Here is a 21,399-nt window from a genome sequence, read left to right as displayed (position 1 = left end):
CGCCTTCCTCATTTTAGGAAGCGGGTCGTTTTGTATCACGTGCCGGTTAGCAACGGATTACTAAGCCATCACGCCCACCTTTTCACCAGGTTGGTTATTAATGCCACCCATTAACGGTTCTGAAAAAATCCGCGCATCCATCAACCGCAAGTTGTCGCTAATTTTTGGCGTAAAGCCCATGTGATCAAGAACATCTTTTTGAAGGTCCACGCCAGGCGCAATTTCAATCAATTCGATGCCACCATCAACCAGTTGGAAGACCGCCCGTTCCGTAACGTAATAAACATTTTGTTTATTCTCATGAGCCACCGGACCAGAGAACGTAATCTGTTCAACATCCGCTACCAGTTTGTCGCGTTTACCTTCCTGGATAATATTTAATTTGCCATTCTTAACTTCTTCTTTTAGGCCACTGGCCGTAAAGGTGCCTGTATAAACAACTGTTGGCGTGTTTTGCGTAATGTTGACAAAGCCACCAGTGCCAGCAATCTTGGGGCCAAACTTAGACACATTAATATTTCCTTTATGGTCTAATTCTGCTAAGCCAAGGAACGTAATGTCAATGCCACCGCCATCGTAGAAATCAAACATGTAAGGTTGATCGATTGTCGACTCCGGTCCAATGGCACATCCAAAATCACCGCCGCCCATCGGCACACCACCGAACGTACCCGGTTCAACCGTCGTTGTGATGTTTTCAGCAGCACCTTCTTCCTTCAAGATGAGAGAAACTGTCTCCGGATACTTACCGATGCCGTAATTAACGATTTCGTCACTATCATTTTTAAACATCGCTGCCCGACGCGCAATGACCTTCTTCGCATCCAATGGCACGTTAATCGCACCAGCAGGTTTAATGACGCTTTGATCAACATAATCTGGATTATATTGTGTCGTGTTACTTTGCATGGTCATCTTTTCATCAGCGGTTTCAACCACGTAATCAACCAGAAGACCTGGAATCCGAATATCCTTCGGTTTCATGGAACCCGCCTTCAGCACCCGTTTGACTTGAACAAACACTTTCCCACCATTATTATGGGCGGCCATGGCAATCGAAGTTGATTCCAATGTCAGAGGTTCGTCATCAAACGTAATGTTGCCATCCTCGTCGGCAAACGTTCCCCGCAAAATTGCGACGTTTGGCTTTGGCACTTCATACGCTAAGTAATCTTGACCATGCACCTGAATCTTTGAAACGAGATCATGAGCCTTGGCAGCATCGTTTAATTTGCCACCTTCGACATCGGGATCGACAAATGTGCCCAGCCCGACGCGACTGATTTGAATTGGCTTATGAGCGGCCGAATCACGGAAAATCTGTGAAAGCACACCTTGCGGAAAGTTATAGGCTTCAAAATCATTTTCTGCCACTAGTGGCTCCAGCTTCGGGGCAAGTCCCCAATGACCGCCAACGATCCGTCGTAGCAACCCTTTTGCTGCTAAATTATTCGTTCCTTTAGCATCGCCATCACCGATCCCTGAAGCATGCCAGATTTCCAATTGACGTGGGTGCCCTTCATCGTCAAACCGTTTGCGAATCGCACGCAGCATCTCTTCAGCAACATCGGCTCCCAAGAACCCTTCCAAGGCGATTGTCGCGTCATCGGGGATGAGCTTTGCGGCCTCGTCGCTGTTAATAAATTGAACTGTCATCTTAAACATCTCCATTTAATTATTCATTCATCGCAACTACTTGCTTGGGAGCGCAGACACTAAAGCCAGTTAAGTCAGTTGCTTTGTTCTGGGCGAATCTGACTAATCGATACTATGGACGTAATTTTGTTAACGCATCAAAGTCAACTTCGTCTTCATCAGCACCGGTAACCTCAAATCCGTTTAGTTGCATAAATTCGCGACGGAATTCTGCGTAGCCAGTTAAATCTGTGTTGAAGTTTTCAGGGGTAATCTTGGCCATTAATGTGGCAACCTTTTCCTGAATATCTGGCCGTAATTCCCATGCATCTGGACGCAAACGACCATTTTCATCCACTTCACGTTTGGTGCCATAAACCATGTCACGGAACAAACGATCCTTATGCATAATTGGTGTTTCATGCGTACCAGTCTGCTCTTCAACCTTGTATAGAGCCAAGCAATACAGTGGGAAGATCGGAATAACAACAGACGCTTTAGTCGTTACAGCCCGTGAAACGGAAATCAGCGCTTCCCCGTTGATGTCGTCTAGATTCTTTTGAATCTTGTGTGATGAGGCTTCCGCTGCGTCCTTTGCAGCACCCAATGTTCCTTCATGGTAGAAGGCATACGTACTCTTTGGTCCAATATAAGAGTACAAGATGGTCTTAAAGCCCTCAGCTAACACGCCGGCCTTCTTCAACTGATCAACCCAAATTTCCCAGTCTTCACCACCCATAACATGCTTAGTGGCTTCAATTTCGTCCTCCGTTGCCGGATCAACCGTCTGTTCAAACAGCTCATCCTTTTCCAAATTGATGTTTTCACCGGTAACCGATTGACCAACCGTTTTGATAACTGAACGCCATGTTTCATCTGGGTTATCTGGGTTTGTCCGTTTTGGTGCAGCTACTGAATAAACTAACAGGTCCAACGGGCCACCGAATTCCTGTTTAATGTAATCAATGACTTGATCCTTCATAGCTTGCGTAAAGCAGTCACCGTTAAAGTTCTTCGCTTTCAAGCCAGCCTTCTCGGCTTCTTCCCTAAAGTAAATATTGTTATACCACCCAGCGGTACCAAGCATTGTCTCATCCTTAGGTGGTCGTTCAAACGCCACGCTGATGGTGTCAGCACCTTGCCCAAACGCTGCGGTAATCCGGCTTGCTAGTCCATAACTGGATGAACCGCCAATGATCAAGGCTTTTTTGGCACCAGTGTAACTGCCCTTACCTTGAACATAAGAAATTTGATTGAGAATCTCTTGACGACATCCGTATGGGTTGACTGAACGTGCAACATTGCCCTTTAATTTCTCGCTGATTTTAACCATTTTGCCCATTTCTGACATTTTTAATTCCACCTTTGTTTTGTTGATTCAATGCATTGGTAAACAAATTGTCACGCTGGTTTACGACTCAGAAAGTTTGAAAGTGCTCGCTGATTGCATTAAATAGCATCTGCATAACAATCATTTACTTGAACCTCTAACATTCAATGACAATGAGAAGAGTTGCTCACTTATTGAACGTTTGAGATTAACTTCACATCATTACGGTGCTTAAGATAATTGATAACTTGCAAGTTAAGACGTTTCAGATAATTATCTTCGAGTACAATGTAAGCCTTTTCACAGTAAGATACCAATACACGTTTTTCATTTTTTCAATAACGAAAAGTTATACTACCGATATAGTCGCATTCAACTCTTGTTTTTTGCGTTTTTTTCACAAACTTTTGTTTTAGCTTAAGTTTTTCGATGAGAGCGACACATGATACGGTTTGACTTTCTCAGGTACTACAAAGACGACGTTCATGGGAAAATGTACCCATAAACGACGTCTTTATATTAGATGAGCAAAAGCCAGTGTTATGTCGCGCGTTTTCAAAACACACCGTCGTTGTAGCCCTTCTGTCTTCGCATAAACTATAATCCGAAAAAGATCTTATAAACGAAAATTCCAATGACCGCCCCTACAATCGAGCCTAATACTGGTACCCAACTGTACTCCCAGTGTGAGTCACCCTTATTAGGAATTGGCATCAACGCATGCACGATGCGCGGTCCTAAATCACGGGCAGGATTCAAGGCCGGACCGGTTGGACCCCCAAGTGAAATCACCATGGTGGCGATCAGTAACCCGCCCCCAATATTGGCAATGTCCACATTTTGATGGAAGAACATGCCACGATATAATCCCATGGCACCGAAGACTAATGCAAACGTCCCCACTGTTTCAGCCAAAAAACCATTTAATTTGCTGCCCGCCGCATCTGCAGTGGAAAAGGTGCCTAAAATTAGGCCCTGATCCTTGGTTCGTTTGTAATACGGCCAGTAGATCAACACAATAAGTAATTGACCAAACATGGCACCAGCAAACTGAGCAATCAAATAACCGGTGACATGTGTCCAAGGAAAGATGCCGGCAAAGGCTTCTGCCAGTGTAATTGCTGGATTTAAGTGGTTTCCAGAAATAGAACCAAACATCATTGCCGGTATCATAACCCCAAAGCCATACCCAAAGGCAATAAACAACCAGCCCCCATTCGCCTGCCCTGGATCACCATTACCCGTGGTATCTTTAAGAAAAGAATTGGCCACGGCCCCGTTACCAAACATCACCAAAATCATCGTTCCAAAAAACTCTGCAGCCAATCGTGCGTCCCATGTGCCACTCATCATCACTGCCTCCTCGTCGTCTGTTGAATCACGCCGTGCGGGGTTCGTTCATTCATTGTCAAATTAAGCACGAAGCAATTCGATTTTTTAACAATTTGAACTATAACGGACGATTTTTTCGATGTAAACGCTTACGGTTTCTTATTGTGTACATAACCATAAGTTATAATCGGCAAAAATGTGGACCTCACGGTTAAAAGCAACATCATTTTCCTATTTTTTCACAAGCTTAGCCGCAAAACTTTTTAGAATCAATTTCTGATCATGTCTTTAAACGCTGGTTTAATCGCATTTCAAATTTTACCATCACGACCTATTTCTTGTGAGGTAACTTGCAAATTCACAAAATCTTTGTATGATGTGAATTGAAAGTGCTCGCTGGTAACTTGTTTCTCAAACGAAAGGATGTTACTAACGATGATTAAAGCTAAAACGTACGAAAATGTATTGCTTCATGTAGACAACGAGATTGCCACCCTGACGATTAACCGTCCTAAATCCATGAATGTGTTAAACACAGCAACCCTGACAGAAATTGGCCAAGCTTTAGATGAAGTCCGTGACAATGCAGATCTAATCAAGGTGCTAGTCATTACCGGGGCTGGTGAAAAGGCCTTTGTAGCTGGCGCTGACATTTTCGAAATGCGTGATATGAATTCGCTACAAGCAGCGACCCTATCCAAGTTGGCACATGAGTCATTTGGTAAGATTGAAAATCTGCCTCAATTAACCATTGCTGCTGTCAATGGTTACTGTCTCGGTGGTGGCTTGGAGTTGGCCAGTTCTTGTGATATTCGAGTCGGTTCCAGCAAGGCTAAGTTTGGTCAACCTGAAGTTACACTCGGTATTGTCCCAGGGTTTGGTGGTACACAACGCTTAACTCGTTTAGTTGGTCGTGGTAAAGCCAAGGAAATGATCGCAACCGGTACCATGGTTGATGCTCAGGAAGCCTATCGGGTTGGCATCATCGAAGAAATTGCTGAACCTGATGAATTAATGGACAAGGTTCACGCACTGGCAAACACAGTCATCAAGAATGGTCTGATTGCTGTTGGCATGGCAAAATACGTCATTGACCGGGCTGCTGATTTACCATTAGATACGGCCATCGATTTTGAAACTCAGATGTGGGCCCAAACATTCGCCACCGAAGATCAAACGGAAGGAATGACCGCCTTCCTTGAAAAGCGCAAACCTGCTTTTCCACAAAAATAATGCTTGGTAACAGATAACTCATTCACACGTGTTAATCTGAAAAACCATTGTTGGTTACCAAAAGCGGCGCCTCGTAAAATTTACGAGACGCCATTTTTATCGTTCAATATTTAATTACCAATCTTGCACTCATCTAAGGAGGTATAACATAATTTTGTTTGGCGTGAACGCTTCGAGTAATATCACGTTCCAAAGTCCTGAGAATTCCGCTTAACCCAAAACTGGACCATTCCCAAAGTGAGGGAATCGGCCAGTTTTACGTTAATGCTCATTCTCAAAACGGACTTATGTCACAGCTCCTCGCGCTTAGCCGGCATAATCGTGGCTTCACCCTCTGTCACAATCTCGCCATCTTGATTCGTCACGATGGTAGAAATTGTGGCGATCTTAAAGTGCGGTTTTTCAACAATCTTTGTGACTTCAGCTTTAACAACCAACACATCATCAAAATGAACTGGCCGATCGAATCTTAATGTCTGGCCAAGGTAGATTGCGCCAGGGCCTGGCATCTTCGTGCCTAAACAGGCAGAAATCATTCCAGCTGAGATCATCCCATGCGCAATTCGTCCATGAAATTGAGTCTTAGCTGCAAATTCATCATCCATGTGCATCGGATTGTAATCACCAGTAACTTCTGCAAATTTTTCAACGTCTTGCTTTGTGACGCGTTTTGAAAACTCCCCTGTCATCCCAACTTTTAGTTCATCATCATAGATAATCTTATATTCTGACATGTTAGCCATCCTCCGATAATGTTTTATGCTCGCTGAATCACAAAGCAATAATGTGATTATGTTGTGCAATTTCATTATCGGATGAAAGCGCTTACGTTACCAATACCAATAATTTATCGTACCTATACCCTGACGTAATGCATCAACATAGGTGACGATTTAATTTCGTTCAGATTCTAGTTTGAGAAACAATAGACAAGCAAACAATTGTTGAGTAACAAAAAAGTCATTTACGATTGAAACGTAAATGACTTTTCCGTTTGACACGCACCCTACTGGTTGTGTTAACTGGAGGCCATCAAAATAAAACAAAAGTTGTGAAAGTAGTGTGCGTTCGGCGGGTTATGACGTATTTATAGACTGAACCGGTTATGAAGGGGATGTGTTTTCGCAATCCCGTGCCTAATGTGAAAAGCTTGAATCGTTCCAAAGCAAGAGACAATTTTGGCAATGGAAAATGTTAGTGAACCACTAAGTACCACAATGGCAAAACCTTTATTAACAACAATTAACCATCATTTTTCTCAACCAGCATCATAATTGAAGCGCTAATCTGCTGAATCATCTCAGTTGTCAGTACAGGATTAAGCACCCGCAGTGTCTGCATACCAACTTCCATCAACCACTGGCTATCTGCACTCATCCCCAACAAGGCATGAAACGCTAACTCTAAGTTAGTCGCGGTGCCGTTCAATTGTTTGGAAGATAAATCGTCAGGTTCAGCCGCATAGTAATTGGCGCGAACTTGTTCGTGTAGCAGCTCATAATCTTTTAGTAGTTCGGTTTGATTAACCATGAGTGCTTTTAAACGGTTGTGTAATGCCTGACTGCCATTAGAAAAATGTACCAAATTGGTTTCATTTTCCAGCTGCTCCAAAACATTATAATCTTCAGTCAACGCGAACGTCTGCAATTGACAAACAAATACATTGTTCAAATAAGCCATTAAATCAAACTGTTGACCATTGACCAAGCCTGTTAGATGTTGGTCCGATAACCCCTTAATGCCTGCTAACGGGTCATCCACACTCACGCCACGCTGGTGAAACAGTTTCTTGTCTGTCTGACTTAAAGGGGTCACATATTGCATGTTCACTGCTCCTTTCCAGCTATGTCGTTGCTTTGAGAGCCATCTGTATCATTTTGAGGCCCTTGCTGACCATGATTCTCATTCATGTCAACTTTGCGTTCTTTTGGACCATGCTTTGGTGCTAACTTAGCCTGAATTTCAGTTGCGACCGTTTCGACATTTACATCTGGATTAATATTTGCCAGGATTTCCATGATGTTAAAGAATTCCCACTTTAAATCAACCTGGAACATAATGTAATCATAGCCAAACAGATCTTGAGACCGCCATTCACTACGTGGCTTTTTAAGCAGTTCTTGAGGGAACCCTTGCTCCGCCTGTTTTGCTAACTGAACCCGTTCTTGTTCAAACGGACCGAACTGATCAGCATGTGCTTTCGTGTTAGCTGATAAACGATCCCCAGTTAACTTATGCCATGTTTGTAACTGCGACCACCACTCCTGGTTAATGGTATCCACTAAGCGGTTAAAATCTAACTGAACGGCAACATAGTCTAACAGTAAATCGTTCAAATCAACGTCACTACCCTCAAAATTACCTGTCATACTAGGAACCTGCTTCAAACTGTCGAATACACCCAATGGATCATGTACAGGAATCTGATAGTCATGAAAAACCTGTTGTTCTTGTTTCGTAATCGGTGTCGTAAAACTCATTGCGAAAGCCTCTCTTTGTGTTGTTTTGTTGTCTTTATCATAACGCTACGGAATTCGCTTTCATAGAAAAACTAGTTTGTCTCGTCGTCCTTATCTGACACAAAGTGGCGTGTTTTCGGCACAATTAAATGCCCGTGTCCTCTTAAAAACTGACGGGCTTCCTTTGCAATCGTTTCACGGTCTAAATTGAGCACAGCATCATAGCCGTCCACTAGGAAATCTTCTAACCCTGCCACCATTAAAACTTCGACCGTGTGTGCATAAAATTCTGTTTCGTCATGCAAAACTTGTTCGGGTCGCATTCCTAATACTTGAGCCAACTTATTGGTGAAATTCGGCCGACACCGATCAAAACCACTATTTTCAACCATTAATTCTAACTGTTCTTTTTGTAATTGAATAATCGTCGCCGCATCTCTTAATCGTTGCAGCATAAAATAATGTGACAACGGTAAGATGAGCTTCATGTTATTTTTAAAAATAAGCAAGGTCTCATGAGTCAAGCGACGAATCTGAACTAATTTGTAAAATCCTAACCAGCCAGTCTCTCGCATCGTTGATCCCGCGGTTGGTACAAAACCATATTTACCGTTTACGTAAGGTGTGTAATGTTGTTGTCCCAAAAAATGATGGGCAATCGCCATTTGTTGGCGAGTCCGACTGTTTTTAGCCATCAATTCTCGCATCAGCGTACCACACGGTCGGCGCACCAATAATGGTCCCAGCCGATAATCCAGAATCAACGTTAGTCGTTTTTGCTTCACGGTCACAGGTAAAACCAGCAAGGTCGTTGTTAAACTGATTTCGAAGTCAGCAATAGTTTCTTGTGTGGTCCATAAATGATTAATAAATGTTGATACTCGTAAATCGATTGTTTGATCGCGTAAACTGGCGGTTGAAAATTGTTGCTGGCTCATTCTTGATCCCCTTAAAAATAATGTATCGGTAGAATAACGATTAATTTTCATTAATGCAATTCATTAGACGGCAATAAACTCACAAAAGTACCGGTCCAGCAAAAAATTAAACGCAGCATATTAATGACGTTATCATCATTAATATGCTGCGTTTAACGTTTGTAAACGGATTATATATTATCAACGACCATTGAAAAGCGCAGTCGCCGCACCCGCGATATTTATTTAATTATTTTCAGGTACCGTATTCCTTAATTTTACCGTTAACCGGCTCAGTACCAAATGTAGACTAGCTGTAATGAGCATTGCAAATACCGTTGCACCGACTGTGTTTGTTACCCAACCGACTTGGCGTAACAAGAAATAACTCAATATTCCTAAGCCCCAGTTTACATAGGCTAACCAGTTCACCCTTGGTGCGTTAGCAAACATATTATCGGTATAGTGTGCGCCATGGATAAGATAATAATCAACTAAAATAATGGCAATCTCCGGTCCCAAAATCATGCCCACATAATCCAAAAACATCGTGAACACACCCAAAAAGCTGTTAGACCATAAAGGAATCAATGTCATCAGTGTCGCTAACACCGTCACTAACCATAAAGCTGGTGTAAGCCGAAGTCGTTTAAAGATGTTAGTTAATGCCGTGCCGGCAGCCATTAGATTAACTGCGTTTGCAGTGGTACTCGTCAATACAATCACAATCATTGCCAAAATACCTAGACCAAGACGTGAAGCCACTGTACTTGGGTCAGATGCATTGGGATCAAAGCTGTGCAGCGTCACCGCCGCACCAATAGTAGCAATGATACCCACGAGCGCAAACCAGAACAGTCCAACTGTGCCGCCAACAAACGGCGCTACGGTGGCAGCCGTCTTATTCTTAGCAAACTTGGTGAAGTCCGCACCAGCAGTCACCCAAGCAAGGTTAAACGCCGCTAACGTATCGATCGCATTACCAGTCGGCAAATGGAACTTAACTGGCACTTGCCACTGAGTCAACTGATTCAACGATACGGTTTGAAAAACCGCCCATGTTTCCCACAGTACCAGTAAAATTACCAACACAATCCCAACACGCTCGATAATCCGCACGGACCGTTGGCCGAGTGAAATGCTAATCAGATGCAAGATTGACATCATCAAAATACCAAAGATAATGCCCTTTAATCCGCCGCGTTGACCAAAAACTGGCCAGCCTAGTAGATCATGAAGCAAATAACTAATAGAACCGGCTGCAATAAACGTGTTTACCGCAGCCCAACCCATAAACTGAACCACATTGACTAATGACGGCCCAACGCTACCCCAACGACCAAACGAAATATTCGTCAAAGCCATTGTAGAGCGTCGCGTTTGAAACCCCATATACCCGACGAGAGCCAGTAACAGATAAGCGACTGGACCGGTGATCATTAATACTTTCATCGCTCCACCTAGTCCTAGTGCAGCCAATACGCCACCAACATACCAAGTGCCGTTGTTGGCATTGGCTCCAATCCATGTCGCCGTCTGATCCCAAAAACTCATACTGTGTGATGCTTCTGATGCTGTTTGCTTCATGTCTCTTCCTCCGTTTGCTGCTAAGAAAAAGCGCTACCAACACAGTAGTGTCAGCAACGCTTATAATTAACAATATTTGCGGAAAATGACTGAGGGGCCACGATGCCCGCAACTTGTTGTTTGAAAAAACGCATCATCAAAAACATCATGGTCTTGCCTCCAAAAAAGGTCCGCTCACTGTCGGACAGTTATTTTCTAGAGTAGTTTAGCAATAATCACACACAGATTCAAGCGTGAGACCCAATATTCAACATGCCTTCTTTAATATAATGATGGCATCGGCCTACTTCACTGACCGGCCTAAGAAAACTCGCCTCTATCAAGCTTAAATTCAACTGTTACTTGAGCAAACAACACTTGTTCCAAAACCAATCTTTAATCGACAACCTCATGGATGAGTGTCAACGGCTGCGCCTCATCACCAATTGCAATATTTGCTTCAATCAATTGCTGGACATCGCTAACATCCTCTCGGTTACTGTGAATTGTCAAAATCGTGTCGCCCTGATGAACTTCGTCACCAACCTTTTTGGACAACGTCAAACCGACAGCATAATCCAATTGATCATCCTTCTTCTGCCGGCCACCACCGAGCATCATCGCAGCAATGCCCATTTCATCTGCCTTCATTTTGGTGATAACGCCATCACGAGCCGCCAATATCGGCATTTGATAGGTTGCCTGAGGCATCATTGCTGGGTTTTCAATCACGCGACCGTCACCACCCTGAGCGATGATCATTTCTTTGAACTTGGTCAAAGCGGAGCCATCATCAATATGCTGCTGTAGCATTTTTCTGGCGGCATCTAGATCGGTTGCCTTATTTGCCATGACAACCATTTGACTGCCAATTGTTAATACCAAATCAAGCAAATCGGCTGGGCCATTGCCCTTTAATAATGCAATTGACTCTTCAATTTCCAAGGCGTTACCAATGGCGTTCCCTAATGGCTGATTCATGTCGGAAATAACCGCCATTGCATTCATACCAACACTTTTACCAATACCGACTAGTTCCTTGGCTAATGCAACTGAGTCCGCCTCTGTTTTCATAAAGGCGCCACTCCCCGTTTTAACATCCAAAACTAAGGCATCTGTTCCACTGGCAATTTTTTTACTCATGATCGAGCCAGCAATCAGTGGAATGGAGTCAACCGTATCAGTTACATCACGTAGTGCGTAAATTTTCTTGTCTGCTGGAGCAATGTTTCCAGTTGCGCCGACAATGGCGCAACCAACATCGCGCAACTGCTGTTTAAATGATGCTTCGCTAATTTCAACCTTTAAACCAGGAATGGCCTCCAACTTATCCAACGTGCCACCCGTATGACCAAGGCCGCGCCCAGAAATCATTGGCACTGGAATACCAACCGAGGCTACCAAAGGCGCTAATGGAATGCTGGTCTTGTCGCCAACACCTCCAGTCGAATGTTTGTCCACCTTGACGCCATGAATATCGCTCAAATCCAACTGATCTCCCGAATGCAACATGGTCATTGTCATGGTGGCCGTTTCCTGCTTTGTCATTCCTTTTAGATAAATCGCCATTAATAGTGCGCTAACCTGATAGTCCGGAATGTCACCTTTTGTATACCCGTTAATAAAAAATTCGATTTGCTCAGTGGTTAGTTCCCCACCATTACGTTTCGTATCAATTACATCGACCATTCTCATGGTTACTGACCTCCATCACTTAGTGAACTGGGTCATAGTTTAATAGCTGAGTTGCACTCCCTTGATCAATAATCAACGTGTTCGCATAACCGGCTGTAACAGCACCGTGTACAGCAGGTACCTTGGCAGGATTGGCCGCCACTAACACGCTATGTGGAATATTGGCAAGCGCATCCAGTGGAATACCAATCGTTCGCTGATCAATATTTGTATCAACCAACTGACCTTGGGCATTAATAAAACGGGAAAATACATCGCCAACAGCATGATCTTGTAAATACGCCTGTTCGGCTTGAGTGAAGTATCCCAGCTTAAATAGCAACGCTGAATCGCGAACTGTGCCAACAGTAAAAACCGCAATGTCAGCCTTTTTACCCAGTTCAATAATGTGTTTAATGTGTGTATCCTGTTCAACTAATTCTTTTGTTTGTTGGTGATCGAAAATAACGGGCAGCGGTAGGTACTGCGGCAACGTATGAAATGCGTTAGCAAACGTATTAACACTTTCAAACGCAAAGTTATTACTCTGCGTGTTTGCCACGCTACCCTTCATCTGAACAACGGTGATGCCGCTAACATCCTTAGGATCCAAATGATTTGCCACTTGATGGATGGTTTTACCCCACCCAAGTCCGATAATGTCATCTGTCGTTACAATCGATTCAATATATTCTGCGGCTGCCTTTCCAACACGTGACAATAAATCAGGGGTACCCGCTCCTTGTGTTGGCACAACTAGCAAATGCGCCAGCTGATACTTTTCTTGAAGCTGCACCGTTAACGTAGCTACCGGTGTCATCGGGGCAGCAATTTCAATTTTAACCAGGCCAGTCCTTCTTGCGTACTGCAATAAGCGTGAAACCGTTGCACGTGAAATGTTCATTTCGGTTGCAATTTCGCCTTGTCCCCAATTGTTTTGGTAGTACAAGGTCGCTGCCTTAAGACTATCTGCCGTTTTTTGATCATCTGTTTCCACGAACATTTCCTCTTTTCGTCCCACGGTTTCGGAATCCCTGTCACGATTGCAGTTAACATCACGTTATGACTGGAAATGATTTCAGTACAGGCAATCAACAAAGAGCGAATGATTTGGCAAATCGCCGAACCATTCGCCCTTTATTGACTAACCAATGTCTTCCTAAACATTTCAAACTCAATGTTGCGTTACTTACCAGCAATCGCTGTTGCTAACGAAATGTTAATCATGTCGTTGAACGTTTTTTCGCGTTCCTCCGCCGTGGTTTTTTCTTCGCCAAAGATTAAGTCACTGACCGTCAACACAGACAGTGCACGGAAGTGAAGTTTGGCACCCAATAAGTATAACCCTGCTGATTCCATTTCGGTGCCGATAACGCCATAATCAGCCAACTTCTTCATGTCCAGCTCGTCATTATAGAAACGGTCCGCGGCAAAAATGTCACCTACTTTGGGCTTAATGCCCATCTTCTGAGCTTCATGAAAAGCTGTGTCCAGCAATTCAAAGTTGGCTAGCGGTGCATAATGGATGCCTGGTCCAAATGTATTCGCAGTTACAGCGGAGTCAGTTGTTGAGCCAGATGCCAACAGCACATCCCGTAAGTGGACATCCGGCGCCATGCCGCCACACGAACCGACCCGAATGATTGTTTTCACACCGAAGAATTTAACTAATTCATTAATGTAAATGGACATGGATGGAATCCCCATCCCTGATCCTTGAACGGAAACACGGTGGCCTTTATATTCACCAGTGTAACCAAAAGCATTTCGAACCGAATTCACCTGTTTTGCGTTGGTCAAAAAGTTTTCAGCGATATACTTTGCCCGCAGTGGATCTCCGGGCAGCAAAACTGTATCAGCGTAATCGCCCATGTTGGCACCAATATGTGTACTCATTGTGCATCCTCCTCATTCGAAAGGTTTACTTTACCGTTTCGCCATTGCTGACTTCACTCAAGAAACTGGTGCCTTCACTATTCCCTTGCACACCAAAGTTTTCCAATACTGTTGCACCCATATCAGCAAACGTTGGACGAATGCCCAATGACTGATTAGCGTGCTTCATAGATGGTGAGTACGCTAACAAAGGAACGAATTCACGTGTATGATCTGTACCACGGTAGCCAGGATCGTTACCGTGATCAGCTGTGATCATGAGCAAATCGTCATCCTTTAGGTTTGCCAATACCTTGGTCAACCGTTGGTCAAAGTCCATTAAAGCCTGACCAAATCCCTTTGGATTACGGCGGTGACCATACATTGCGTCAAAATCGACCAAGTTCGTAAAGCAGAAACCATGGAAGTCGCTAGCCATAACTTCGTCCACATGATCCATTCCGTCCATGTTGCTTTCATTGTGGTAGCCCTTGGTAATGCCATGACCGGAGAAAATGTCATTAATTTTACCCACACCAATCACATCAAGTCCAGCCGCCTTTAAGCGGTCCATGTCCGTTTCGCCAATTGGTTCTAGACTGAAGTCGTGACGGTTAGCCGTCCGAGTAAAGTGATCCTTGTCAGGACCAACGTAAGGACGCGCAATAATTCGACCGATTGTCCATTCTGGTCCGTTAACTAGTGAACGCGCATACTCACAAATTTTGTACAGCTCTTTAACAGAAATAACATCTTCATGGGCGGCAATTTGAAGCACTGAATCTCCAGAAGTGTAAACGATCAATTCGCCGGTCTTCATCTGTTGTTCACCGTAATCATGAATAACGTCAGTTCCTGAATAAGGCTTGTTGACAATTACATGGCGACCAGAGAAATCTTCCAGCTTTTTAATGATTTCTTCTGGAAATCCGTTTGGAAAAGTCGATAAAGGCTTTCTCACAGGCAGCCCCATCATTTCCCAATGACCGTCCATGCTATCTTTACCAGCAGAAACTTCACGCATTTTGCCAAACGCACCAATGGCTTGATTAGCGACTGGTACGCCCTGAATCGGCTTATCGGGACGAATGTTGCTCAGTCCCAACTTACCCAAATTGGGCAGTGCCAAGTCCCCCGCATAAAATGCGCCAACATGTCCAAGTGTGTCAGCACCGACATCATCGAAGTCCGCTGCGTCTGGGGCCTCCCCAATACCGACTGAATCCATTACAATTGCAAAAATTCGTTTGTATGCCATGATTTTTGAAAGTCCTTTCCTGTCTCGCTTACGCTCATATTAATGGGCAGTTATCTAAAATCACTTATCTTTTTTGCCAAGCAAGCGCTTACATTTTGTTGAGAATGCCTATTGTTAAACCGTTGCCGTTTGTGCCTTTGCTTCTTCAAGAATTGCAACTGATGCAGAGACACCTAAACGATTAGCACCTGCGTCGATCATTGCTAACGCATCCTTCAAGCTGTGCATGCCACCGGCTGCCTTAATCTTAAAGTCAGGACCAACTGCCTCACGCATTAAACGAACATCTTCGGCCTTAGCGCCAGAAGTGGAAAATCCAGTCGACGTTTTAACAAAATCAGCGCCACCCTTAACGGTCAACTCGGAAGCCCGCCGTTTTTCTTCATCCGTTAATAATGCATTTTCAATAATCACCTTAAGCAATTTACCCTTGGCATGAGTAGCCTCTGCCACGGCTTTAATATCTGCCAAAACGGCTTCATCATTATTAGATTTTAGTTCACCAATATTGATAACCATGTCAATTTCGTCGGCACCGTTATCAATGGCATCGTTGGTTTCAAAAACTTTTGTTGTGGTCGTTGAAGCTCCCAGTGGGAAACCAATTACAGTACAAGTAGCAATGTCTGTTCCCTCAAGTCCTTTGTGAACACGGGCAACCCAGTACGGATTGATACATACGGAAGCAGTGTTGTATTCGCGAGCCTCCGCAACAGTTTTATCAATCATTGCCGAAGTTGCTTCTGGTTTAAGCATTGTGTGATCCATGTATTTTGCGAGTTGTGCAACAGTTAATGTCATTTTATGAAACCCCTTTCATTTGTCTAACATCAGTATATCAGGAGCTATGAACATTTGTCCATAATATTTTAGAAAATAATTTCACGGCACCAATTAAGCGCTTTATATCCGTTTAGTAAATTTACAATCTTTCATGCCCTTAATTCCCATCAGACTGGCAACCGTAAATTGATTAAACGGATTTAGATAACAGTGTCAGATATATTGGTCTAGTTCAAACAATGAAGCGATTTCACATATTCTCTTTGCTATTCCTCAGTTCGAATTTACAGCATGGTGTATTGTCCATCAGCACGTTATTCTCCTTTACGTCAACGGCCTTCGACGAAAAAATAAACGTTTTGACTGTGTCTGTGTACAAGGCAACAATCAAAATCAAATGAGGAAATTACATGCCCATTCTTAATGAAGATGAACAATTAACACAACAAGCCTTCGCCTTTATCACACACGAAAGTAACAACCGTGTTCTGTATGGCGTTCTAAAACGTCTCAACGTACGCCATGGGGATCCAAATTTTGACGATGCTGTTTCTGAGGGCCGTCTCATCTACGTGGCGGTATTTAAAGACTATGTGAATGCCTTCGGAGACCATGACGCCGACGCCTTGCGTCGCTACGCTTATCAACGGCTCTACTGGCGCCTTTTAGACTGGTTGCGCGCTAGCACTCGTCGGTTAAGCCATCAAAGTGAACTCAGTGATGCTGTAGTCAACCAGCTTCAAAACACGGAGGCAACGGCAATCAACATAGAAACCCATGATTTTATTAATCGATTAATCGCGACTTGCACACCAACAGAAAAAAACCTGCTAAGCCTTTTGCTTGATGAAGAAATGACCATTAGTCAGGCCGCTAAGTCGCTTCATGTTTCCAGGCCGACCCTTTACAAACACCGTGAACGTTTGGCAGCCAAGCTTCAGACTCATTTTCCTGAGTTTTTTTAACGCTACAACTTAATGGACACAAAACGGTCATCACTACCTTTCCCAGAGATAGTGATGACCGTTTTGTCGTGTTATTTTCTCAAAAATCGTGTGTTGCAATAAAAATTAATGATAGTCATAAGTCGGTGGCTACTTAGTCAAAATCTTGAAGCCAAGTGCCTGGCTGTCGGCTTTGAAGCGTTTAACTGTATCTAATGAATACTCGGCCAATGGTTTGCCCAATAACGTCAGCTTCTTCAATGAATCTGGCGTGCAAGTAATGATGTCTGTGTGCGTTTGTGCCGCCTGCATAATGTTGTAAACTTCTCGCTGACTTGCCCACAACAGTTTCAAGTTAGGCTTAAAGTGAACAATATCAGCATATTTCGACATTAATGGTCGCGGATCCACACCAGTATCAGCAATCCGACCGGCGAAGACCGAAACAATCCCACCTGTTGTTTCATCAAGAGCATCACGCACATGACGAACTTGTTCTTCTGTAAAAATAGCAGTTGCGTTAACCTTAATGCCATCATGAGACAATTTGTGAATCAACGGAATGCTTGATTCACCTAAAGAATTCATGACCGGAATTTTCACATACACGTGTGTTCCGAAATGACTGATAATATGGGCTTCTTCTTCCATATCGTCAAAATCATCACTGAATACTTCAAATGAAATTGGTAAATCCGGAATGCTTGCAACAGCTTGATGTGCAAACTCAATGTAGTCCGTGACTCCGGCAGCCTTCATTAAGGATGGGTTGGTTGTAAACCCAGTCACTAAACCTGATTTGTACGCATCAACCATTTGGTCAATATCTGCGCCGTCAGCATAAAGTTCTACACCTAATTGATTAATTCTTGTTTCGTCCATTGGTATCACCTTTTCAATCTAAGTATATAGGCCTTTAGTACATATTTATATCGATTGGTCTATGCTTCACACCATACCTGTTCACAATTAGCTCGACAACCAGTATATTATGAGAAAACAATTAAATCGCGTTTTTTCTCTCATCAATCGTTGAAATTGGTTACGGGCTAATCGCCTATATATAAAGGCACTCGAAAGATTGGTATAGGATTTCACAGACGTTTGCACAATTCTCATGAAAAAAGCCATAACGATTTTCAGACATTTTCGTTTTCCGCATCAAGTTGTAATTTCAAGATCGTCAAACAGGACGAATAAGCGTAAATTAGCTTTTTTACACAAACCGCCACTTTTAATCGAAATAAGTGCTATAAAGGATGTAATCGGTTTAGAAAAGGTGGTTTGAGAATCTATGGAAGAAAAACAAGTATTAACACTGTTGACAGATTTCATCAAAATTGATTCACGCAATGGCCATGAAGAAGCCATGTCAGACAGGATCATCACTGAACTCGGTCAGCATGGCATTACAGCAAAAAAAATTCCTTATCAGGATGGTAGAACAAATCTTTTTGCTGAACTGGACTCGGGTAAACCTGGCAAAACGTTAATGTTGACGGGTCATCAGGATACTGTAGCAGCTGACGAACATGATGATTGGCGTTTTCCACCGTTGGCAGCCCATGTTGAGAATGGTCAACTTTTCGGTCGCGGTGCGGCAGATATGAAGAGCGGTCTTGCTGCTATGGTAACCACTCTGATCGACCTACATGATGCCGGATTACCCAAAACCGGTAAACTACAATTTCTAGCTACTGTTGGCGAAGAGTATGGTGCCCCTGGTTCACGAATGTTAACGCAGGCAGGCTATGTCGATCGCGTGGACGCCATGATTGTTGGCGAACCAACCAGTGATCAAATTATTTTTGCTCATAACGGTTCCATTGATTATTCTGTTGATTCAATTGGTAAATCCGTTCATTCTTCCATGCCCGAAAAAGGCATCAATGCCATTACCAATCTAGTCAAGTTTATTAATGAAGAAAACCATGCATTTGATGATGCGCCAACCAGTGACGTTCTGGGCCCAGTTGTCCATTCTGTCACTGTCATCAACGGTGGTGATCAGGTCAATTCAATTCCTGGTCAAGCACACTTAGAGGGTAACATTCGGCCTATTCCAGAATTTGACAACACCAAAATCATTGACCGACTGCAACAAATTATCGACAAACTCAATCAGGAACCCGGCGTTCAGTTAAAACTGACTGTCGATTTCAGTTTCTTCCCTGTTATTTCAGATCGTGAATCTTCACTGGTTAAGATTGCCAGTGATGCCTTAGCGAAAGCGACAAAACGGCCAGCAGAATTATCCGTGATTCACGGTGCTACGGATGCTTCTGAATATACAAAAGCAGATAACAAATTCCCCATTATTGTCCTCGGACCCGGTCGGTGGGACAGTGCTCACCGGGTTAACGAATATGTCGATTTAAGCGATTATTTGCACTTAATTGACGTATACAAGCAAATTGCCACTGAATATCTAAGCTAGCTTTGTATATTACAACATCTTATTGAATAGGAGTTTTACAATATGACCATCAAGCTCATTGCCGTTGACATGGACGGCACCTTTCTAAATGACGAAAATGACTACAATCGTGCTCGATTTGCACAACAATTCCGCCAGTTAAGTGCAAAGGGCATTCATTTTGCCGCAGCCAGCGGTTCACAATTTCAGCGACTTGTTGATCAGTTTCTACCTTTCAAAGATCAAATGGATTTCATCTCAGACAATGGCGCAATTGTACATGCTCGAGATTCATTATTATTCGCCAGTGAAATCCCTCATCAGTTAGTCAATCAAACCTTGGCGGTGTTGAAACAGCATTACCCACAGCCAATGACACTCACGACATTATCTGGCGTTAACCGCGCTTACGTAGATAGCGAAACGCCAGAGCCAATTTTCCAATTGATCAAACGATACTATAATTCACTGATTCGTTTGGACCACCTTTTTGATGTCGATCCTGCGACTCTGGATGATCAACTGGTTAAAATCGCTGTTAGTTTCGATCAAACGGTTAACACCGAGGCAGTGATTCCAGAAATGATCACTCAACTTCAGCCTGGTTTATCTGCAATGAATTCTGGTTTTAACACTGAAGATATTGGTGTTTCCGGAGTATCAAAAGAAACTGGTTTACAGCATTTACAAGAACGTTACGGTATTCAAAATGATGAGATCATGACGTTTGGTGATAATGAGAATGATCTCGATATGTTAACGATGACACCGCACGGGTATGCCATGGCCAATGCTCATGCCGATGTGCTGACAAAGGCACCGCATCGGACAGACTCTAACAATGATGAAGGGGTTCTTAATGTCATCGATCAATTACTCTCCGGCTCACTGGACGTTTAGATTCATTTCATTAAGAAACTTGGTAATGCCGTTAAATGCCGTTACATTATTGCAAAACGCCGTTCCCTGAGGACCGGTCTCAACCCGCTTAAAACGCGGTTTTCAACCTTAATTATGAGCCGAAAACCACGTCTCATAAGGCATCCCGCAACACTAAATGGTAAAACCGACCCATTAAGTGTTGCCGACACGGAACTCTGTTTCGCCACAACTTCACTCCATCGACCTTTTACCTTCAAGATTGCCAAAACTACTATTAGAACAAATAAAACGACGTTGAATTTCCCACAAAAACGGAAATTCAACGTCGTTTTTAATTAAACAAATTCTAAGAGCACTATTTTTCTGCTTCATTAATAGCATCATTTAAACCGGATAATTTGATGTCAGCTTTCATAAAGTCGCTGTTATCTGTCGGCAAATGTAACATCAAGTTTGGTAATACTTGCGCAGTCACCTCGCCTGTCATGACGGTAAAATCAAGCAGGTGACCGGCAAATTGATGGTCGCCACTGATAAAATGCAAGTGAAAGCCGCCGACAGTCGCACCCGCATACAATGCTGGGGCAAAGTAACCAACAACAGTTCCCTGAACATCTTCTCGCGTAAATTCTGGCTGAGCGGCAGTCGCCGTTGTCAGTGGTGGATACGGTTTTGTTTGCTTAGGTGCCACCCGTACGTGTACTCGGTTAAAGGTCCCAGTCATCACAATGCCCGCAAAGGCATTTTTCAAACCAGCTGTCGTTTGTAACCAGGTCGTAAATGCTGGCATCGTCATGGCCGCCAATGGTGTCTTAGGCAATTGATTATCAAACGTATGGACTGAAGCGAATGGCATCGTCGCATCACCATTGACCGCGTTGACTGAACCATCAGTTGCAGCTTGAAAAGCCTGTCCATCAACAATGACTACTTCACCATCCAGACCGGCTAGTGTGCCAATGCCTGTATCACCATGGCTTAGCAGTTCTTTCGCTGTGATTGTGCCGTCGAACAGCCCTGGAACTAACAGTGCCAAGGTTCCGTGCTGATATAACGTTTCCGTATCTTTCATTAACCTAAACTCCCTTTGTGCTA

General features: G+C 43.5%; 19 protein-coding genes. 4 read left to right on the top strand and 15 right to left on the bottom strand.

The window, feature by feature from the left end:
• Positions 1 to 60: 60 nt before the first annotated feature.
• The 3 genes from LDK34_RS04670 to LDK34_RS04660 all read right to left on the bottom strand — a co-directional run bounded on the left by LDK34_RS04670 (position 61) and on the right by LDK34_RS04660 (position 4,315).
• A complete protein-coding gene (locus LDK34_RS04670) occupies positions 61 to 1,656 on the bottom strand; it encodes an acyl CoA:acetate/3-ketoacid CoA transferase (protein WP_178942323.1) in 1,596 nt (531 codons plus the stop codon).
• A gap of 112 nt (positions 1,657 to 1,768) precedes the next feature.
• The gene (fabV, locus tag LDK34_RS04665) at positions 1,769 to 2,977 is read right to left on the bottom strand and encodes an enoyl-ACP reductase FabV (RefSeq protein ID WP_420871569.1); all 1,209 of its coding nucleotides are present in this window, start codon (positions 2,975 to 2,977) and stop codon (positions 1,769 to 1,771) included.
• Between the two features lie 585 nt (positions 2,978 to 3,562).
• Positions 3,563 to 4,315, bottom strand: coding sequence for an MIP/aquaporin family protein (locus LDK34_RS04660; protein ID WP_178943454.1), 753 nt, complete (start codon positions 4,313 to 4,315; stop codon positions 3,563 to 3,565).
• A 417-nt stretch (positions 4,316 to 4,732) separates the two neighbouring features.
• Here LDK34_RS04660 and LDK34_RS04655 point away from each other — a divergent pair, with 417 nt between their 5' ends.
• Positions 4,733 to 5,530 carry an enoyl-CoA hydratase-related protein gene (locus LDK34_RS04655; protein WP_178942321.1) on the top strand — a complete coding sequence of 266 codons (798 nt, stop codon included), beginning with the start codon at positions 4,733 to 4,735 and terminating at the stop codon, positions 5,528 to 5,530.
• 290 nt (positions 5,531 to 5,820) lie between these two features.
• Here LDK34_RS04655 and LDK34_RS04650 read toward each other — a convergent pair whose 3' ends face one another.
• From LDK34_RS04650 to deoC, 10 genes are all read right to left on the bottom strand, one after another.
• Entirely contained in the window at positions 5,821 to 6,264 is a 444-nt protein-coding gene (locus LDK34_RS04650; RefSeq protein ID WP_178942320.1) for a MaoC family dehydratase, read from the bottom strand.
• Between the two features lie 508 nt (positions 6,265 to 6,772).
• Positions 6,773 to 7,354 (bottom strand): hypothetical protein, encoded by a 582-nt coding sequence (locus LDK34_RS04645; RefSeq protein WP_178914353.1) that lies wholly within the window; start codon positions 7,352 to 7,354, stop codon positions 6,773 to 6,775.
• Positions 7,355 to 7,356: 2 nt separating this feature from the next.
• Positions 7,357 to 8,010, bottom strand: coding sequence for a hypothetical protein (locus LDK34_RS04640; protein ID WP_236941523.1), 654 nt, complete (start codon positions 8,008 to 8,010; stop codon positions 7,357 to 7,359).
• A 71-nt stretch (positions 8,011 to 8,081) separates the two neighbouring features.
• On the bottom strand, positions 8,082 to 8,927 hold the full coding sequence (locus tag LDK34_RS04635) for a competence protein ComK (RefSeq protein WP_178942318.1): 846 nt from the start codon (positions 8,925 to 8,927) through the stop codon (positions 8,082 to 8,084).
• A 225-nt stretch (positions 8,928 to 9,152) separates the two neighbouring features.
• Positions 9,153 to 10,493, bottom strand: a complete 1,341-nt coding sequence (locus LDK34_RS04630; protein WP_178942317.1) for a cytosine permease — start codon at positions 10,491 to 10,493, stop codon at positions 9,153 to 9,155.
• A gap of 375 nt (positions 10,494 to 10,868) precedes the next feature.
• Positions 10,869 to 12,167: a pyrimidine-nucleoside phosphorylase gene (locus LDK34_RS04625; protein ID WP_178942316.1), complete on the bottom strand. Its 1,299-nt coding sequence runs from the start codon at positions 12,165 to 12,167 to the stop codon at positions 10,869 to 10,871.
• 19 nt (positions 12,168 to 12,186) lie between these two features.
• Complete coding sequence (deoR, locus tag LDK34_RS04620) at positions 12,187 to 13,149, bottom strand: DNA-binding transcriptional repressor DeoR (RefSeq protein ID WP_178943453.1); 963 nt, start codon at positions 13,147 to 13,149, stop codon at positions 12,187 to 12,189.
• 182 nt (positions 13,150 to 13,331) lie between these two features.
• Positions 13,332 to 14,042 (bottom strand): purine-nucleoside phosphorylase, encoded by a 711-nt coding sequence (gene deoD, locus LDK34_RS04615; RefSeq protein ID WP_178942315.1) that lies wholly within the window; start codon positions 14,040 to 14,042, stop codon positions 13,332 to 13,334.
• A 25-nt stretch (positions 14,043 to 14,067) separates the two neighbouring features.
• The gene (locus tag LDK34_RS04610; protein ID WP_178942314.1) at positions 14,068 to 15,279 is read right to left on the bottom strand and encodes a phosphopentomutase; all 1,212 of its coding nucleotides are present in this window, start codon (positions 15,277 to 15,279) and stop codon (positions 14,068 to 14,070) included.
• Between the two features lie 114 nt (positions 15,280 to 15,393).
• Entirely contained in the window at positions 15,394 to 16,080 is a 687-nt protein-coding gene (gene deoC, locus LDK34_RS04605) for a deoxyribose-phosphate aldolase (RefSeq protein WP_178942313.1), read from the bottom strand.
• A 392-nt stretch (positions 16,081 to 16,472) separates the two neighbouring features.
• On the opposite strand from deoC, the gene LDK34_RS04600 reads away from it, so the two are divergent.
• Positions 16,473 to 17,027 (top strand): sigma-70 family RNA polymerase sigma factor, encoded by a 555-nt coding sequence (locus LDK34_RS04600; RefSeq protein WP_178942312.1) that lies wholly within the window; start codon positions 16,473 to 16,475, stop codon positions 17,025 to 17,027.
• A 129-nt stretch (positions 17,028 to 17,156) separates the two neighbouring features.
• Here LDK34_RS04600 and LDK34_RS04595 read toward each other — a convergent pair whose 3' ends face one another.
• Positions 17,157 to 17,888, bottom strand: a complete 732-nt coding sequence (locus LDK34_RS04595; protein WP_178942311.1) for a transaldolase — start codon at positions 17,886 to 17,888, stop codon at positions 17,157 to 17,159.
• 412 nt (positions 17,889 to 18,300) lie between these two features.
• Here LDK34_RS04595 and LDK34_RS04590 point away from each other — a divergent pair, with 412 nt between their 5' ends.
• On the top strand, positions 18,301 to 19,443 hold the full coding sequence (locus tag LDK34_RS04590) for an ArgE/DapE family deacylase (RefSeq protein ID WP_236941522.1): 1,143 nt from the start codon (positions 18,301 to 18,303) through the stop codon (positions 19,441 to 19,443).
• A 42-nt stretch (positions 19,444 to 19,485) separates the two neighbouring features.
• Positions 19,486 to 20,322 (top strand): Cof-type HAD-IIB family hydrolase, encoded by an 837-nt coding sequence (locus LDK34_RS04585; protein WP_236941521.1) that lies wholly within the window; start codon positions 19,486 to 19,488, stop codon positions 20,320 to 20,322.
• A gap of 337 nt (positions 20,323 to 20,659) precedes the next feature.
• Here the strand turns inward: LDK34_RS04585 and budA are convergent, their stop codons facing one another.
• On the bottom strand, positions 20,660 to 21,376 hold the full coding sequence (gene budA, locus LDK34_RS04580) for an acetolactate decarboxylase (protein WP_178942308.1): 717 nt from the start codon (positions 21,374 to 21,376) through the stop codon (positions 20,660 to 20,662).
• Positions 21,377 to 21,399 lie beyond the last annotated feature (23 nt).

The sequence above is a fragment of the Furfurilactobacillus milii genome (assembly GCF_021654115.1).
In the GTDB taxonomy this organism is placed as follows: domain Bacteria; phylum Bacillota; class Bacilli; order Lactobacillales; family Lactobacillaceae; genus Furfurilactobacillus; species Furfurilactobacillus milii.
Note: the sequence above shows the minus strand (reverse complement) of the source record. Positions and strands in the feature narration are given on the sequence as shown.

Bases quoted from the DNA above. Each gene is read 5' to 3' on its own strand.
- LDK34_RS04670 (WP_178942323.1), bottom strand. From the start codon at position 1,656: ATGACAGTTCAATTTATTAACAGCGACGAGGCCGCAAAGCTCATCCCC.
- fabV (WP_420871569.1), bottom strand. From the start codon at position 2,977: ATGGGCAAAATGGTTAAAATCAGCGAGAAATTAAAGGGCAATGTTGCA.
- LDK34_RS04660 (WP_178943454.1), bottom strand. From the start codon at position 4,315: ATGAGTGGCACATGGGACGCACGATTGGCTGCAGAGTTTTTTGGAACG.
- LDK34_RS04655 (WP_178942321.1), top strand. From the start codon at position 4,733: ATGATTAAAGCTAAAACGTACGAAAATGTATTGCTTCATGTAGACAAC.
- LDK34_RS04650 (WP_178942320.1), bottom strand. From the start codon at position 6,264: ATGTCAGAATATAAGATTATCTATGATGATGAACTAAAAGTTGGGATG.
- LDK34_RS04645 (WP_178914353.1), bottom strand. From the start codon at position 7,354: ATGCAATATGTGACCCCTTTAAGTCAGACAGACAAGAAACTGTTTCAC.
- LDK34_RS04640 (WP_236941523.1), bottom strand. From the start codon at position 8,010: ATGAGTTTTACGACACCGATTACGAAACAAGAACAACAGGTTTTTCAT.
- LDK34_RS04635 (WP_178942318.1), bottom strand. From the start codon at position 8,927: ATGAGCCAGCAACAATTTTCAACCGCCAGTTTACGCGATCAAACAATC.
- LDK34_RS04630 (WP_178942317.1), bottom strand. From the start codon at position 10,493: ATGAAGCAAACAGCATCAGAAGCATCACACAGTATGAGTTTTTGGGAT.
- LDK34_RS04625 (WP_178942316.1), bottom strand. From the start codon at position 12,167: ATGAGAATGGTCGATGTAATTGATACGAAACGTAATGGTGGGGAACTA.
- deoR (WP_178943453.1), bottom strand. From the start codon at position 13,149: ATGTTCGTGGAAACAGATGATCAAAAAACGGCAGATAGTCTTAAGGCA.
- deoD (WP_178942315.1), bottom strand. From the start codon at position 14,042: ATGAGTACACATATTGGTGCCAACATGGGCGATTACGCTGATACAGTT.
- LDK34_RS04610 (WP_178942314.1), bottom strand. From the start codon at position 15,279: ATGGCATACAAACGAATTTTTGCAATTGTAATGGATTCAGTCGGTATT.
- deoC (WP_178942313.1), bottom strand. From the start codon at position 16,080: ATGACATTAACTGTTGCACAACTCGCAAAATACATGGATCACACAATG.
- LDK34_RS04600 (WP_178942312.1), top strand. From the start codon at position 16,473: ATGCCCATTCTTAATGAAGATGAACAATTAACACAACAAGCCTTCGCC.
- LDK34_RS04595 (WP_178942311.1), bottom strand. From the start codon at position 17,888: ATGGACGAAACAAGAATTAATCAATTAGGTGTAGAACTTTATGCTGAC.
- LDK34_RS04590 (WP_236941522.1), top strand. From the start codon at position 18,301: ATGGAAGAAAAACAAGTATTAACACTGTTGACAGATTTCATCAAAATT.
- LDK34_RS04585 (WP_236941521.1), top strand. From the start codon at position 19,486: ATGACCATCAAGCTCATTGCCGTTGACATGGACGGCACCTTTCTAAAT.
- budA (WP_178942308.1), bottom strand. From the start codon at position 21,376: ATGAAAGATACGGAAACGTTATATCAGCACGGAACCTTGGCACTGTTA.